This window comes from Roseinatronobacter monicus (assembly GCF_006716865.1).
In the GTDB taxonomy this organism is placed as follows: Bacteria; Pseudomonadota; Alphaproteobacteria; order Rhodobacterales; family Rhodobacteraceae; genus Roseinatronobacter; species Roseinatronobacter monicus.
The window spans coordinates 615,001-629,399 of the sequence record NZ_VFPT01000001.1; the positions used below are offsets into that span (position 1 = coordinate 615,001).

General features: G+C 57.1%; 12 protein-coding genes, 1 tRNA gene, 2 rRNA genes and 1 pseudogene (1 of these 16 running past the window's edge). 10 read left to right on the plus strand and 6 right to left on the minus strand.

Annotated elements, in window-relative coordinates; all coding sequences use genetic code 11:
* From BD293_RS02685 to tnpC, 8 genes and pseudogenes are all read left to right on the plus strand, one after another.
* A 23S ribosomal RNA gene (locus BD293_RS02685) occupies positions 1–2,594 on the plus strand; it begins 288 nt to the left of the window's first position.
* A gap of 106 nt (positions 2,595–2,700) precedes the next feature.
* Positions 2,701–2,815: ribosomal RNA gene (rrf, locus tag BD293_RS02690) — 5S ribosomal RNA — on the plus strand.
* A 48-nt stretch (positions 2,816–2,863) separates the two neighbouring features.
* Positions 2,864–2,940: transfer RNA gene (locus tag BD293_RS02695), tRNA-Met, on the plus strand.
* A gap of 409 nt (positions 2,941–3,349) precedes the next feature.
* The gene (locus BD293_RS02700) at positions 3,350–4,633 is read left to right on the plus strand and encodes an IS4 family transposase (protein WP_142079747.1); all 1,284 of its coding nucleotides are present in this window, start codon (positions 3,350–3,352) and stop codon (positions 4,631–4,633) included.
* A gap of 69 nt (positions 4,634–4,702) precedes the next feature.
* Positions 4,703–5,280 (plus strand): annotated as a pseudogene (locus BD293_RS02705) (transposase); the annotation flags it as partial.
* An 89-nt stretch (positions 5,281–5,369) separates the two neighbouring features.
* Positions 5,370–5,828, plus strand: a complete 459-nt coding sequence (gene tnpA, locus BD293_RS02710; protein WP_142079748.1) for an IS66-like element accessory protein TnpA — start codon at positions 5,370–5,372, stop codon at positions 5,826–5,828.
* Complete coding sequence (tnpB, locus tag BD293_RS02715; RefSeq protein ID WP_142079749.1) at positions 5,825–6,178, plus strand: IS66 family insertion sequence element accessory protein TnpB; 354 nt, start codon at positions 5,825–5,827, stop codon at positions 6,176–6,178. Before tnpA ends, tnpB begins: the two co-directional genes overlap by 4 nt.
* Positions 6,179–6,241: 63 nt before the next feature.
* Positions 6,242–7,924: an IS66 family transposase gene (gene tnpC, locus BD293_RS02720; protein WP_142079750.1), complete on the plus strand. Its 1,683-nt coding sequence runs from the start codon at positions 6,242–6,244 to the stop codon at positions 7,922–7,924.
* A 31-nt stretch (positions 7,925–7,955) separates the two neighbouring features.
* On the opposite strand, the gene BD293_RS02725 is transcribed toward tnpC, so the two are convergent.
* The 6 genes from BD293_RS02725 to cpaB all read right to left on the minus strand — a co-directional run bounded on the left by BD293_RS02725 (position 7,956) and on the right by cpaB (position 12,116).
* Complete coding sequence (locus BD293_RS02725) at positions 7,956–8,444, minus strand: response regulator (protein WP_142079751.1); 489 nt, start codon at positions 8,442–8,444, stop codon at positions 7,956–7,958.
* Between the two features lie 283 nt (positions 8,445–8,727).
* Positions 8,728–9,123 (minus strand): TadE/TadG family type IV pilus assembly protein, encoded by a 396-nt coding sequence (locus BD293_RS02730; protein WP_170207038.1) that lies wholly within the window; start codon positions 9,121–9,123, stop codon positions 8,728–8,730.
* A gap of 2 nt (positions 9,124–9,125) precedes the next feature.
* A complete protein-coding gene (locus BD293_RS02735) occupies positions 9,126–9,569 on the minus strand; it encodes a TadE/TadG family type IV pilus assembly protein (protein ID WP_211840981.1) in 444 nt (147 codons plus the stop codon).
* 31 nt (positions 9,570–9,600) lie between these two features.
* Entirely contained in the window at positions 9,601–10,038 is a 438-nt protein-coding gene (locus BD293_RS02740) for a response regulator (RefSeq protein WP_170207040.1), read from the minus strand.
* Positions 10,038–11,228, minus strand: coding sequence for a CpaE/TadZ family protein (locus BD293_RS02745; RefSeq protein WP_142079755.1), 1,191 nt, complete (start codon positions 11,226–11,228; stop codon positions 10,038–10,040). The genes BD293_RS02740 and BD293_RS02745 overlap by 1 nt, the downstream gene beginning before the upstream one ends.
* 63 nt (positions 11,229–11,291) lie before the next feature.
* Positions 11,292–12,116: a Flp pilus assembly protein CpaB gene (gene cpaB, locus BD293_RS02750; protein ID WP_142079756.1), complete on the minus strand. Its 825-nt coding sequence runs from the start codon at positions 12,114–12,116 to the stop codon at positions 11,292–11,294.
* Between the two features lie 548 nt (positions 12,117–12,664).
* Between cpaB and BD293_RS02755 the strand changes: the two genes are divergently transcribed.
* Positions 12,665–12,856: a Flp family type IVb pilin gene (locus BD293_RS02755; protein ID WP_281286610.1), complete on the plus strand. Its 192-nt coding sequence runs from the start codon at positions 12,665–12,667 to the stop codon at positions 12,854–12,856.
* A gap of 65 nt (positions 12,857–12,921) precedes the next feature.
* Entirely contained in the window at positions 12,922–14,370 is a 1,449-nt protein-coding gene (locus BD293_RS02760) for a TadA family conjugal transfer-associated ATPase (RefSeq protein WP_142079757.1), read from the plus strand.
* Positions 14,371–14,399: the final 29 nt, after the last annotated feature.

A 14,399-nucleotide genomic window follows, 5' to 3' on the forward strand; every position in this document is an offset into this window, starting at 1 on the left:
TCTAAGTACCCGGAGGAAAGGAAATCAATAGAGACTCCGTTAGTAGTGGCGAGCGAACGCGGACCAGCCGAGCCTTGAGTGTGACTGGAACTGTCTGGAAAGGCAGGCCATAGTGGGTGACAGCCCCGTACAGGAAGCATGATAGGACGTATCAAGTAGGGCGGAACACGTGAAATTCTGTCTGAAGATCGGGGGACCACCCCCGAAGGCTAAGTACTCCTTACTGACCGATAGTGAACCAGTACCGTGAGGGAAAGGTGAAAAGCACCCCGACGAGGGGAGTGAAACAGACCTGAAACCGGACGCCTACAAGCAGTTGGAGGGGGCATGACCCCTGACAGCGTACCTTTTGTATAATGGGTCAACGACTTGGTCTATCTAGCAAGCTTAAGCCGATAGGTGTAGGCGCAGCGAAAGCGAGTCTTAAATGGGCGCATGAGTTAGATGGATCAGACCCGAAACCGAGTGATCTAGGCATGGTCAGGCTGAAGGTTAGGTAACACTAACTGGAGGGCCGAACCCACATCCGTTGAAAAGGATCGGGATGAACTGTGCCTAGGGGTGAAAGGCCAATCAAACTCGGAGATAGCTGGTTCTCCGCGAAATCTATTTAGGTAGAGCGTCATCCGAATACCCCGGGGGGTAGAGCACTGGATGGGTAATGGGGCCCCACAGGCTTACTGATCCTAACCAAACTCCGAATACCCGGGAGTACTAGATGGCAGACACACGGCGGGTGCTAACGTCCGTCGTGGAAAGGGAAACAACCCTGACCTACAGCTAAGGCCCCTAATTCATGGCTAAGTGGGAAAGCAGGTGGGACGACCAAAACAACCAGGAGGTTGGCTTAGAAGCAGCCATCCTTTAAAGATAGCGTAACAGCTCACTGGTCTAAATAAGTTGTCCTGCGGCGAAGATGTAACGGGGCTCAAGCCATGAGCCGAAGCTTAGGATGCGAGCAATCGCATGGTAGCGGAGCGTTCTGTTCTGTACTTCTTGCGTCTTGCACGCCCTTTGGGGCGTGACGGACGCATCAGAAGTCTGCTGTGAAGCCGGCCCGTGAGGGACCGGTGGAGCGTTCAGAAGTGAGAATGTTGACATGAGTAGCGACAAACAGGGTGAGAGACCCTGTCGCCGAAAGTCCAAGGGTTCCTGCTTAAAGCTAATCTGAGCAGGGTAAGCCGGCCCCTAAGGCGAGGCCGAAAGGCGTAGTCGATGGGAACCTGGTTAATATTCCAGGGCCAGTGGGAAGTGACGGATCTCGAAGATTGTTCGCCCTTATCGGATTGGGCGGGCCGTTTAGAGGTTCCCGGAAATAGCCCCACATCAGACCGTACCCGAAACCGACACAGGTGGACTGGTAGAGAATACCAAGGCGCTTGAGAGAACCATGTTTAAGGAACTCGGCAAAATACCTCCGTAAGTTCGCGAGAAGGAGGCCCCGTCAGGACGCAAGTCTTGGCGGGGGGCACAGACCAGGGGGTGGCGACTGTTTATTAAAAACACAGGGCTCTGCGAAGTCGCAAGACGACGTATAGGGTCTGACGCCTGCCCGGTGCCGGAAGGTTAAAGGGAGGAGTGCAAGCTCCGAACTGAAGCCCCGGTAAACGGCGGCCGTAACTATAACGGTCCTAAGGTAGCGAAATTCCTTGTCGGGTAAGTTCCGACCTGCACGAATGGCGTAACGACTTCCCCGCTGTCTCAAACATGGACTCAGCGAAATTGAATTGCCTGTCAAGATGCAGGCTTCCCGCGGTTAGACGGAAAGACCCCGTGCACCTTTACTACAGCTTCACACTGGCATCAGGATTGCGATGTGCAGGATAGGTGGTAGGCTTTGAAGTGGGAACGCCAGTTCCCATGGAGCCATCCTTGAGATACCACCCTTCGCACTCTTGATGTCTAACCGCGGTCCGTTATCCGGATCCGGGACCCTGTGTGGCGGGTAGTTTGACTGGGGCGGTCGCCTCCTAAACAGTAACGGAGGCGTGCGAAGGTTGGCTCAGAGCGGTCGGAAATCGCTCGTTGAGTGCAATGGCAGAAGCCAGCCTGACTGCAAGACTGACAAGTCGAGCAGAGACGAAAGTCGGCCATAGTGATCCGGTGGTCCCGAGTGGAAGGGCCATCGCTCAACGGATAAAAGGTACGCCGGGGATAACAGGCTGATGATGCCCAAGAGTCCATATCGACGGCATCGTTTGGCACCTCGATGTCGGCTCATCTCATCCTGGGGCTGGAGTAGGTCCCAAGGGTATGGCTGTTCGCCATTTAAAGAGGTACGTGAGCTGGGTTTAGAACGTCGTGAGACAGTTCGGTCCCTATCTGCCGTGGGTGTTGGAGACTTGAGAGGAGTTGCCCCTAGTACGAGAGGACCGGGGTGAACGATCCACTGGTGGACCTGTTGTGGCGCCAGCCGCAGTGCAGGGTAGCTATGATCGGACAGGATAACCGCTGAAAGCATCTAAGCGGGAAGCCCCCCTCAAAACAAGGTCTCCCTTGAGAGCCGTGGTAGACCACCACGTCGATAGGCCGGAGATGTAAGCGCAGCAATGCGTTCAGTTGACCGGTACTAATGGCTCGATAGGCTTGATTTGATCCAGTAACAACCAAACTGACCAACAATCAAAGCAACCAAAAGCATTGACTAAATAGCCAGGTGGAAAAACAAACCCACCTCACTGATATGTGTTTCTTCTCAGGTTTGGTGGCAATAGCGCGAGCAAAACACCCGATCCCGTCCCGATCTCGGAAGTTAAGTGCCGCAGCGGCAATGGTACTGCGTCTCAAGACGTGGGAGAGTAGCTCACCGCCAAACCTGACAAGAAACACAAAACCTCTCAAAACGACACACACAAAAAACCAACGCGGGGTGGAGCAGCCAGGTAGCTCGTCAGGCTCATAACCTGAAGGTCACAGGTTCAAATCCTGTCCCCGCAACCAACACTATTTCATTAGCAATATCAACACCCTCCTGCCCCGCACCCGCGGGGCCGTCATGCGTTGCGGTCTTTTTGCCAGCACCTGCAGCCCTTTGTTCCTGTGCGCCAGTCGCAAGCCGCAACAGCCCCGCAAGCGCACCATGCAGGTCGATATCAAGGCCCGTCCCATCCGCGCGCGGCTCAAGCACGATCTTCTCGATCAGCCCCGGTAATCCCCCCCGAATTTAACTAAGGGATGCACACATCTTTGGCTGTGCGCTCCGGTTTTCGGCACTTGACCGTTTTTGTTGCGCATGATTCGATCGCTCTACCTAAAGTGGGAGGGCGTCTGTGGTGACTTCGGAAGGCTGGAGGCTGGGTGATTTCGGAGACGAACGCCTGGCAAAAAGGGGGGTCTGCTGCTCGCAGCAATGGTGGCGCGCACGAGCACCTGTCTTCGGCGTCTGGCGGGTGGCCGCCGCAGTGGGATTGTCGGATTTTCGCGCTTTCTGGCCAATCCGCGCGTGACGGCTGAGGCGGTGATTGAAGGCTGGGGAGCGGAGCTTTCGCAAGCCTGCGCGGGGCGGCATATTCTTGCGATTCAGGACAGCAGCGACTTCAATTTCTCGACAACCAAAGAGCGCAGTCGCGGACTGGGTGCAATCGGCAAGGGGTCTGGGCGCGGTGTTTTGCTCCACGCGATGCTGGGTGTGGATGCCGAGACGGGTGGCATTCTGGGTTTGGCCGCGGGCCGGATATGGACACGCGATGGCCGCGTAAGTGTTCCCCACCGGGCCCGCCCCCTGTCCGAGAAGGAATCGCATCGGTGGCTGAGCACGGCAGAGGCTGCCAAGACAGTTCTGGCCCAGGCGCATATGGTGACTGAAATCGGCGATCGCGAGAGCGATATCTATGAGAAATGGGCACGATTGCCGGAGCCGGGCTTTCACATCCTGACCCGTGCCATGACGGATCGCTCAATCCTGGAAGGTGGCGGCAAGCTGTCCTCTGCCCCGCTGAAATTGGCAGGTACGGCACAAGTGGCGATGCGCGCACGCCCAGGGCGCCCGGCGCGCACCGCCAGACTTGAGGCCCGATTTGGCCCCGTTACGATCAAGCGTCCTGCCAATCTGGCCAGACAGCCGGGGCTGGCCGAGACGGTGGAGGTCAGCCTGATCGAAGTCAGCGAGGTGAATGCGCCACCGGGCGCCGAGCCCATCTCATGGCGGCTTTTGACCACTCACAAGGTCGAGGATGCGGACATGGCCTGGCGCGCGGTAAGCTGGTACCGGCAACGCTGGCATATCGAACAATTCTTCCGCACCCTGAAGCAACAGGGGTTGCAACTGGAGGACAGCCAACTGGAAAATGCCGAGCGGTTGATCAAGCTGACCGCGATTGCCGCCCGCGCGGCCTGCACCATCATGCAACTCGTTCAGGCGCGCGATGGCAAGTCCGGGCAAGACGCCAAAATCGCCTTCTCATCCTCCGAAATCCAGACCCTTCATGCTCTCCTGCCCGAACTCGAAGGCAAGACCGCGCTCCAGAAAAACCCTCACCCGCCGGAAACACTTGCCTGGGCCGCGTGGATCATCGCCAAGCTCGGCGGATGGGACGGCTACCCAAAATCCAAACCGCCAGGTCCAATTACATTCCGACATGGCCTACAATACTTCAAATCCGTCTCACACGGATGGAAACTCAGAAATGTGTGAATCGCCTAGCCGAATTTAAGGGGCTGCAAAAGTAGAATTTTCTCGGCAAGATGCATGAGGAGAATTCGAATGAAGACAAGCAGATACACTGAAGCTCAGATCATCGCGATCCTGCGCCAAGCCGAAGGCGGTGTGCCGGTGGCGCAGTTGTGCCGTGAGCATGGCATGAGCGATGCGTCGTTTTACAAATGGCGGGCCAAGTATGGCGGGATGGATGCGTCCATGGTCAGCCAGATGAAGGCGATCGAGGACGAGAACCGCCGCCTCAAGCGGATGTATGCTGATCTGAGCATGCAGAATGACTTGCTGAAGGAAGCCCTTGGAAAAAAGTAGGTGGGCCATCTCAGCGTCGTGAGATGGCCGAAACGGCGGTGGAACGACGGGGCGTCAGCATCGCGCTGGCCTGCCGTGCCTTCGGGGTCAGCGAGACCTGCTATCGCTACAGCCCGAAGCTCAAGGACGAGAATGAAGAGATTGCGGATCTGCTCACGGGGCTGACCGATGCCCGCAAAACTTGGGGATTTGGCCTGTGTTTTCTGCATCTGCGCAACGTGAAGGGGCATCCCTGGAACCACAAGCGCGTCTACCGGATATACTGCCAGCTGGAGCTGAACCTGCGGATCAAGCCCCGCAAGAGGCTGAAACGTATGCGCCGTCTGCGTCCCATTGATTTGAGGTCTTTCGCCATTTCTGTCTCGGGCCGATAAATCTCTGACTGATATTGTTGGAGGATGCTATGGCGGATGGAAGTGGATTCGATGGACGGCTGGGGCTCGTTGAGCCTGTTCGGGGCAACCGTCGTTGGCCAGATGATGTGAAAGCGCAGATTGTGGCAGAGAGTTTTCAACCTGGTGCGCGCGTTGTGGACGTTGCGAAACGCTATGACATTGTCCCACATCAGTTGTCAGATTGGCGGCGGATGGCGCGTGATGGCAAATTGGTTCTGCCTGCGGATGTCATGACAGCAGTCAGTGATGCAACCCTGTCAGCCGATAAGTCTGAGCCTGCATTTGTGCCATTGGAAGTTGCAATGACACGACAGGGCGCTGGCAGCATGTCAGGGTACGGTGAACGCGACGAGACGTGTGATGAGATAACGGTGACGATTGGATCTGATGTCATTATCCGCGTTCCGGCCAGTGCTGCTGTGGCGCGCGCGGCTGAATTGATCCGTTTGGTGCGGGGGGTGTCGTGATTGTTGCAGGGCAGCGACTGCCGATTGTGATTGCGACAAAACCAGTGGACTTCCGTCGGGGACATGACGGTCTGGCCGCTACAGTGCAAAACGAACTGGGGTTGGATCCGCATTCTGGCCTGACGGTGGTGTTCCGCTCCAAGCGTGGTGACAGGTTGAAAATCCTGCTCTGGGATGGCACCGGACTGGTGCTGATTTACAAGCGGTTGGAGATTTCCAACTTCGTCTGGCCCAAAATCCAGGACGGCGTCATGCAGCTGTCTCGGGCTCAGTACGAGGCTCTGTTCGAAGGTCTGGATTGGCGACAAATGGTGCCCAAACGGGTTGCTCCGCCGACTGCGGCAGGATAACTAATACACTGATTATAGTGTTATTTTGCTGGCCATTTCTGACGTTTCTTGGTAGAAATGGTCATGTCAAAACTACTCGATCTCAGCCGATTTCCTGACTTGCCGTCCGAGGTCATCAAGGCCCTCGAGACGCAGCAAGCAGCGCTCGAAAAGGCCCAGTTCGAGGTCACTGTTGAGCGTGCAGCACGTCTGCATCATCAGGCGGAAGCCGAAGAAAAAGGTGCGCTGGTTGTCACGTTGACCGCGCTGGTCGAGAAGCTGGAAAGTCAGGTGGCCGACTACCGGCGCACAAAATTCGGACCCAAATCCGAAAAGCTGACCCCTGATCAGCTGGAGCTGGCACTCGAAGATCAAGAGACCGCCATCGCCGAGACGCAGGCGGAAATCGAGGCTGTTCAGGCCGCGCTCGAGAAAAAATCCCAAAACAAGAGCAAGGCTCCGCGCAAACCACGCAAGCCTCGCGCCCTTCCAGAGGGCTTGCCCCGGGTCGAGCGCGTGATTGAACCCGACAGCATCGCGTGTCCATGTGGTTGCGGCGATATGGTCAAGATCGGAGAGGATCGCTCGGAGCGGCTGGATATCATTCCCGCCCAGTACCAAGTCATCGTCACCGTGCGTCCAAAGTATGCCTGCCCGAAAGGCCGCACGGGCGTGACCCAAGCCAAAGCTCCTGCGCATCTATTGGAAAACAGCTGGCCGACCGAAGCCTTGCTGGCCCATATCAGTGTAGCCAAATTCTGTGACTTCAACCCTTTGAACCGGCAATCCGTAGCAATGGCCCGCAATGGCGCCCCAATTGATCGCGCCGTCCTGTCAGATTGGATGGGACGCACAGGGGCACTGCTTGCCCCTGTGGTCGATCACATGGCGATGGTTCTGCTTAAGGGCAGCACGCGGCTTTACGTCGATGAAACAACAGCGCCAGTACTTGATCCTGGTCGCGGCCAAACCAAGACGGGATATTTCTGGGCCGTGCTGCGAGATGATCGTGGTTGGAGCGGATCATCCCCACCTGGTGTCGTGTTCCACTATCGACCCGGGCGAAAGGGGGAATACGCGGCAGAAATCCTCAACGGCTTCAACGGCACAATCCAGGTTGATGCCTATGGCGGGTATAGCGCATTGGCGACGCCCAAGCGGGTGGGTGGCAAGCCCTTGAAACTGGCCTATTGCTGGTCGCATGGGCGAAGAGCCTTGATTAAAGCCCAGCCGAAAGCGGGATCGCCCATCGTTGATGAGGCTCTGGTGCGAATTGCAGCCCTATATAAGATTGAGGCCGAAATCCGAGGGGCGCCACCCGAGCAGCGTAGGGCCGTCCGGCAGGATCAATCCCGTCCACTGGTCGATAAATTCTTTGCCTGGCTCAATGCCCAAGCCGGCCGGGTGTCGCGCAAGTCCGAACTGGGCAAGGCTCTGGCCTATATGCTCAGCCGACAGGATGGCTTTTGCCTCTTTCTCGAGGACGGTCATGTGGACATGGATTCCAACCTGGTCGAAAACGCGATCAGAACCCCCGCAATGACAAGGCGCAACACACTTTTTGCAGGTCACGATGACGGTGCCCGTTCTTGGGCGCGCTTCGCGAGCCTGATCGGAACTTGTCGCATGAATGGCGTCGAGCCATACGCCTATCTACATGACCTATACACAAAGCTGGCCAATGGGCATCTCGAAAAAGATATCGATGCTTTGATGCCATGGGCCTATGCTGCCGCCTCACAAAGGAGCTCGCCCGGGACTCCCTGACGAGCTCAAAAACGCGCCAACCCAAAGCATGTCAACCCGCGCGCATCGAAAAAAACAATGGGTCAGAAACGGCGCATACGGAGGATTCGAGATCGGGCAAGAACGATGGCACGAACACTGTGCCTTCACAGATCAGATTAAGCGCAGATGTCAGCCCCCCAGGCCCAATTCCCTTATGGACATATCCATGCGCCCCTGCCTCCAGACAGCACAGGATATCTTGCCGATTGCACGACGCAGAGACGACGACCACGAGTGCATTGGGAAATGAATCGCGCACCGTGCGAATGGCAGCCCGCGTGTTCATTCCCTGCATCCCAAGGTCAAAAACAACAAGGTCGGTGTCCTCTGCCTTGGTCAGGTATTCGATGGCCTCGTCAAAGGATTCCGCCTCGTTGATGGTGGAAACCCCAAGTCTGACAGACAGGATATTGCGCAACGCAATGCGGAAATATTCATCATCATCGACAATCAGTGATGAGACAATTCCCCGTTGACTTGATTTTCTATCAATCAACACGCGTCATCCCGCCGATTTCGGCGCAGTCCATGCTGGCGTAGCACGAGGCAACGCTGGTCGAAATTAGCAACTTGTTCATGTAAGAGGAGTATCCCAAGGCTATTCCTACTCATGCGAGGAAGTGGTCATCCATCATCGCGCTCAACAACCTATACAACTTAAGGTTTAGTTGAAGGAACAAATAGTGTCAACGAATTGTGGCGCGAAGTGAACGTAAGTTCGCGCCGCACAGGGCACGGATAAGGCCTGATAACAGGCATCCTCTGGCAGTTTCAAGCCTTGGTCACATCAGCGGAACTCGACGCCCGACGACAAGCTCAAATGTTCCCCGTGGCACAATGGGTACGATAAATCTGAATGGCACGCTGGCCTCTATAAATATATGGGTGTCTTGTGGGGTCACCGTATCTGGCGTCGTTATAATGGCTTGGGACCGGATGGACGCGGTCAGGCCTTGAAGGATAACTTCGCGCAAAACTTCATCGTCAATCTTTGGATCAAGCAATACCCGGCGCGCACCAAGGTCGACCGCGTAAGACAGTTCGCTTCGCGTATAAAGGGCGCGGCCGATCTCCAGCACGCTAAGGCAGAGCAAGATTGCAATCGGTGCCACGAGGGCAAATTCAATCGCTGTCGTGCCAGAGGTGCAGCGCCACCAGCCTATGATCCGACGGGCCACTTTCACCTGATCTGAACCCGCATGGCCGGTTGAAGGTGGAATGACGGAAGAATAAGGCCGGGCACAATCAGATCAGCGCTCAGGCTGTAGTAAATCGACGTAGGCCGAGAGCCATCGCAGGAGGTCGCGCAAACAACTTTGGTTTCTGGTGCCTCGGCACAGGCGCAAAATCGATCCACATCGAAGGCGATCTCATCTTCCGCCCACATTCCGTCCTCACGTGCATTGTCTTTCAGGGTGGCCAACACGGCCACTTTTCCAGGGTCTTCGATGGCATGATGCACGCCAGAACGCAGGATATGATCGACGCTCATCCGCTGATAAACCGCCATTCCCACATCAGTCATCGCCAGCAGACCGAACACCAGCAACGGGCCGAACAACGCAAATTCGACTGCGGCGACGCCGCGCGTGTCCGAAGCAAAGCACCGTGTGGTTCTGAGCAATCTGCGCAACCCCCTCATCTGACCTGTCCTTTCACGTATCTGGATAGGCCAGATAGGGCGGTACATAAATCTGCCCCCGCGCAATCTGATGAAGCGCCTCGACGAAGCCTGAGACCCCAAGATCCCGGTTCAGAAATCCATGAGCACCCGCTTCGAGTGCGCCCACCATCGCCTGACGCGACTGCGATGACGCGATGAGAACCACCAGCATAGAGGGAAAGCCCTCGCGTAGCGCCTGAATGGCGTTGCGGTTGTTCAGGCCCCGCGTGTCGAGGTCGAATAGCGCCAAGTTGACGCGTCCATCAGCCCCAGCAATATGATCGACCGCCTGATCCAGCGTTTCGACCGAAGCGATGTGCTGAAAATACAGCCGATCCTTGAGAATGCTCTCCAGCGCAGTGCGATAGAACCCGTCCTGCGCACAGATCAGGGCCGAGACCATGTCACTGGTGGGTTCAACGCCATGCATTATGCCAACTTTCTTTGTCGAAAATTCCAGAAGCGTGCCCATGTGGTGCCTTTGCTGCGTTGGGATGTGGGGTCTACAAGGCGATCTGCGATTTGCGCGCAGGAAGTAACGGCCGCCCCTTTCGGGTTGATCTCGCTCAGCATCTGGCCGGTGCTTGCCGCGGTGCTGAAACGCCCGGCATCAAATGCGATGGTTGCGACAGGCTGGATATTCAACGCCTGAGAGAATTCCTTGACCTTGATTTCTGCGCGCTTGGGCATTCTGCACTGGTTCAGAACCAGCTTTGGCGGCGCATCATTCGGACGTAAACGCCCAAGACGTTCCAGCAGCGCCTTGCCATTCCTAAGGCTGCAAAGGTCGGGCGTAACCGTTACAATGACCTCGTCAGCGTCCAGAATGGCATCCTGCACCAGCGCGGACCAATGATTTGGCAGATCCAGCACGATATGGTTGAAATTGGAGCGGGCGAGTTTCAGCATCTCGACAAGCTGGTGCACCAGATGCTCGGGTTCCCGGTCCAGCAGGGCAGGGTGGGTCAATACATGCAGGTTCTGGCCCCGCTTGACCAGCAACCGTTCCAGCAGCGCGTCATCCACTTTGGTTTCGGCCTTCAGCGCATCGAAAAACTGGGTGCCTGTTTCGACGTTGAAATTCAGGTCCGCGCAGCCGAATGTCAGATCAAGATCAGCCAGCATGATCCCCGCGCCGACCTTGTTTGCCATCGCCCATGCGACGTTCTGTGCGATGGTCGAAGACCCGACACCGCCATTGGCCCCCATGAAGGCGTACACGCGGCTTTTGCTGCGCATCTCACCCTCAGAGGCGATCCGTTCAATGGCTGTTGCCAGTTCTGCGCCGTCAACCGGTGCCACCAGATATTCCGAGACACCAAGGTTAATCAGTTCCCGGTACAGCACCACATCGTTGACGTGGCCCACGATAATCACTTTCGTGCGCGGGTCGCAGACCGACGCGAGGGCGGGCAGATCGGCAAGGGCTGCGCGGTCGGCTTCCAGTACCAGTACATCGGGTGACTGCGCCTGTTCAAAGCGGGCCAGTGCTGCACGCATTCCCCCCGGATGCGCTTCGCTGGTGACGCGCGCAAGGCGGCGGTCGCGCAAGGCACGCTCAAATACAGTGTGCACATCGGGGGTCTGGGTAAAGGCCTGAACGGATAAATGTGGCGTCACAAGAGGTCCTTTCGAAAGATTAGACAGTCGCTGACCAGTTCGCTGAACCGGCACTTTCTGGGGTCATGGCAAGGTCACGGTTTCGACTGTGACTGCGCGGCGAATACGAATGGTGGTTGCTTCGCGTTCCGGTTCGGTTTGGGTCAAGACAATCTCGGGCAGTGCGGCCACGGGTTCCGGCTCTGGCAGGGAAACAACCTCGGTATCATGTGGGTCTGTCATTGACCGAAGTGCGAGCGACAGCATCCCAGAGGCTTCGGCCGAGGTGATCGTTTCGGTCTGCTCTGCGTCCAGTTCCAGCGTGGCTGTCCGCCCGACCAGTGTGTCCGATTCCGCGCCATCGGCCAGTTGGTCAATGGCCAGTATCTTGACGCTGCGCAGGATGGTGCGCGTGTGAACACCGCCCTGACCTTCCCTTTGGCGCGTCAACAAAACATCGACACGGTCATTGGGCAGGATAAAGCCCCCCGCCGCACTTTCCGCCGATACCTTGACTGCGACTGCGCGTTTTCCTGCGGGCAAAAGAGATGCCATATAGCTGGTGTTGCTGGCTGTCAGGCGGTCTTCGCGCACAGGCTCGCCGGGGAACAGACGCCCGCGCATTGTTGTGCCTGCAATGTCGTCGATGGCTTCGGGGCGGCTGTCACGGGTGACGAAACCCTCATGCACGGCGGCTTCGGGCCATTTCTGCCAGCGGATATTCTGTGTGCCCAGTATCTCGCCCTGCTCGATCGTGACCGACGCGACAAGCACCTCTTGCATCAGAACTTCCGGCTGCTCATCGACGAACACTGCTTCGGCGCGTCCGTCATCCGATGTCGGATAGGTCAGAAACACCGCGACCAGCCCCGACGCCAACGCGATCATCATGATAAGGGCGCGCATCATGAACCCCCACCGATAAAGTGGCGGGGCGGGCGCGCATGTTCTGTCGGTTGGTTGAAACCGGCTGTAACCCTGCGGTCAGGGTAATCGCGGATCTTGCTGATGGGCATATATCTGCATCCTCGGGTCTGGGGGGCTGAACCTTGGAGCGGGTATCGTCCAGAATCATGCGAGGGCGCTAGCTGGCCAGACGGACAAGCTGCCGGACTGGCCGAATCATCGGCGCGACCGCTGGCCATTGGAGACAGGCCTTTCATTCAGGTTTGGCGGGGTTTTGGGGTAAGTGTCTGATAGTAATAAATATTGTTAGATTTCACTAGCCTATCGGCCAGGTCTGACGGGCCAGAAACCTGTCCTTATGGCTAGGGTCGCGCGGTTAAGACTGGCCGAACTGCCAGCCTGTGACGGTGCATATGACCAGCCCACCTGGCCAGATAGTTTTCGCGGGCCAGTCGGGTACTCACTATGGGTATGCCCGATGGATAGTGACGCTGAGGTCACGTGTTCGGTTCGGTGCGCAAACAAAACAATGACCGAGAGGACCACGGAACATGATGAAATATCTTATCGCGCGCTTCGGCAAAGACGAGTCCGGTGCGACAGCTATCGAATACGGGCTGATTGCGGGCCTGATTTCTGTTATAATTATTACGGTTGTTACTCTAACCGGTACCAGTCTTTCAGACACCTTCTGTGACGTCGCAGTAGCGCTTGGTGCCGACGCTGCTGGCTGCGAAGCATAAGAAACCCAAGGCTGACGAAATCCAATATTACTCCGTACCCAGTTCGTGTGACTTAAGGACTCCCCATGTTTGGCAGAAGAGTAGGCTTTGACGCTGCAAAACCCGCTCCAGTGCAGGGGGTGCAAGATACACAAGTCGCAGGGCCAGCCGTCGCGCTGGCCCCGCCACCAACTCCACCCGCCGCGCGCCCAAAGTCTGAACGCCCGGCGGCGACCACCACGGGCAACAGGGCACCCTATTTTGCCCTGAAGAAAGACCTGCTTGCCGCGCTGATCGAAGCGATTGACGTGGCGCAACTGACCGCCCTTGATGTGGCCGATGCGCGCGCGGAAATCCGCGTTATCGCCAATGAAATCATGGCGGTGCGCAATGTCGCACTCTCTTCCGCCGATCAGATGGATCTGATCGAGGATCTGTGTAACGACGTTCTTGGATACGGCCCGCTGGAACCCTTGCTGGCGCGCGATGACATTGCCGACATCATGGTGAATGGCTGCGACCCGATCTATATCGAGGTTAACGGCAAGATGCAGGAAACCAATATCCGGTTTCGTGACAATGAACAGCTTTTGAACGTCTGCCAGCGTATCGTCAGTCAGGTCGGCAGGCGTGTGGACGAATCCAGCCCGATCTGTGACGCGCGCCTGCCCGATGGCAGCCGCGTGAATGTGATCGTGCCGCCACTGGCCGTTGACGGCCCCACCCTGACCATCCGTAAGTTCAAGAAAGACAAACTCCGGCTGGAACAGTTGGTGAAGTTCGGCTCGATCAGTCCCGAAGGGGCCACCATTCTTGAAATCATCGGTCGGGTGCGTTGCAATGTCATCATTTCGGGCGGCACAGGGTCGGGCAAGACCACGTTGCTGAATTGCCTGACCGGTTTCGTCGACCCGCAAGAGCGGATCGTGACCTGCGAAGACTCTGCCGAATTGCAGTTGCAACAACCCCATGTCGTGCGCTTGGAAACCCGGCCCCCCAATGTCGAGGGCAGCGGCGAAGTTACCATGCGCGATCTGGTGAAAAACTGTCTGCGGATGCGCCCCGAACGCATTATCGTGGGCGAGGTTCGTGGCCCCGAAGCCTTTGACTTGCTGCAAGCGATGAATACCGGGCATGACGGCTCGATGGGGACGCTGCACGCGAACACACCGCGAGAGGCGATGTCGCGCATCGAATCCATGATTACGATGGGTGGCTTTAGCCTGCCAGCAAAGACGATCCGGCAGATGATGGTTTCGTCTGTCGATGTGATTGTTCAGGCCGCGCGCCTGCGCGACGGCTCGCGCCGGATCACCCACATCACCGAAGTGCTTGGCATGGAGGGCGATGTTCCGATCACGCAAGACCTGTTTGTCTATGACATTACTGGCGAAGATGCTGACGGCAATCTTGTCGGACGCCACAGGTCCACCGGGATCGGCCGCCCCAAATTCGCAGAACGTGCGCGCTATTTCGGCGAGGAAAAACGACTGCTTGAAGCGCTGGCCGCAGCCAAGGTCAGCGACGCGTCATGACCCCAAGCGCAACATCCCGCATGAAGGCA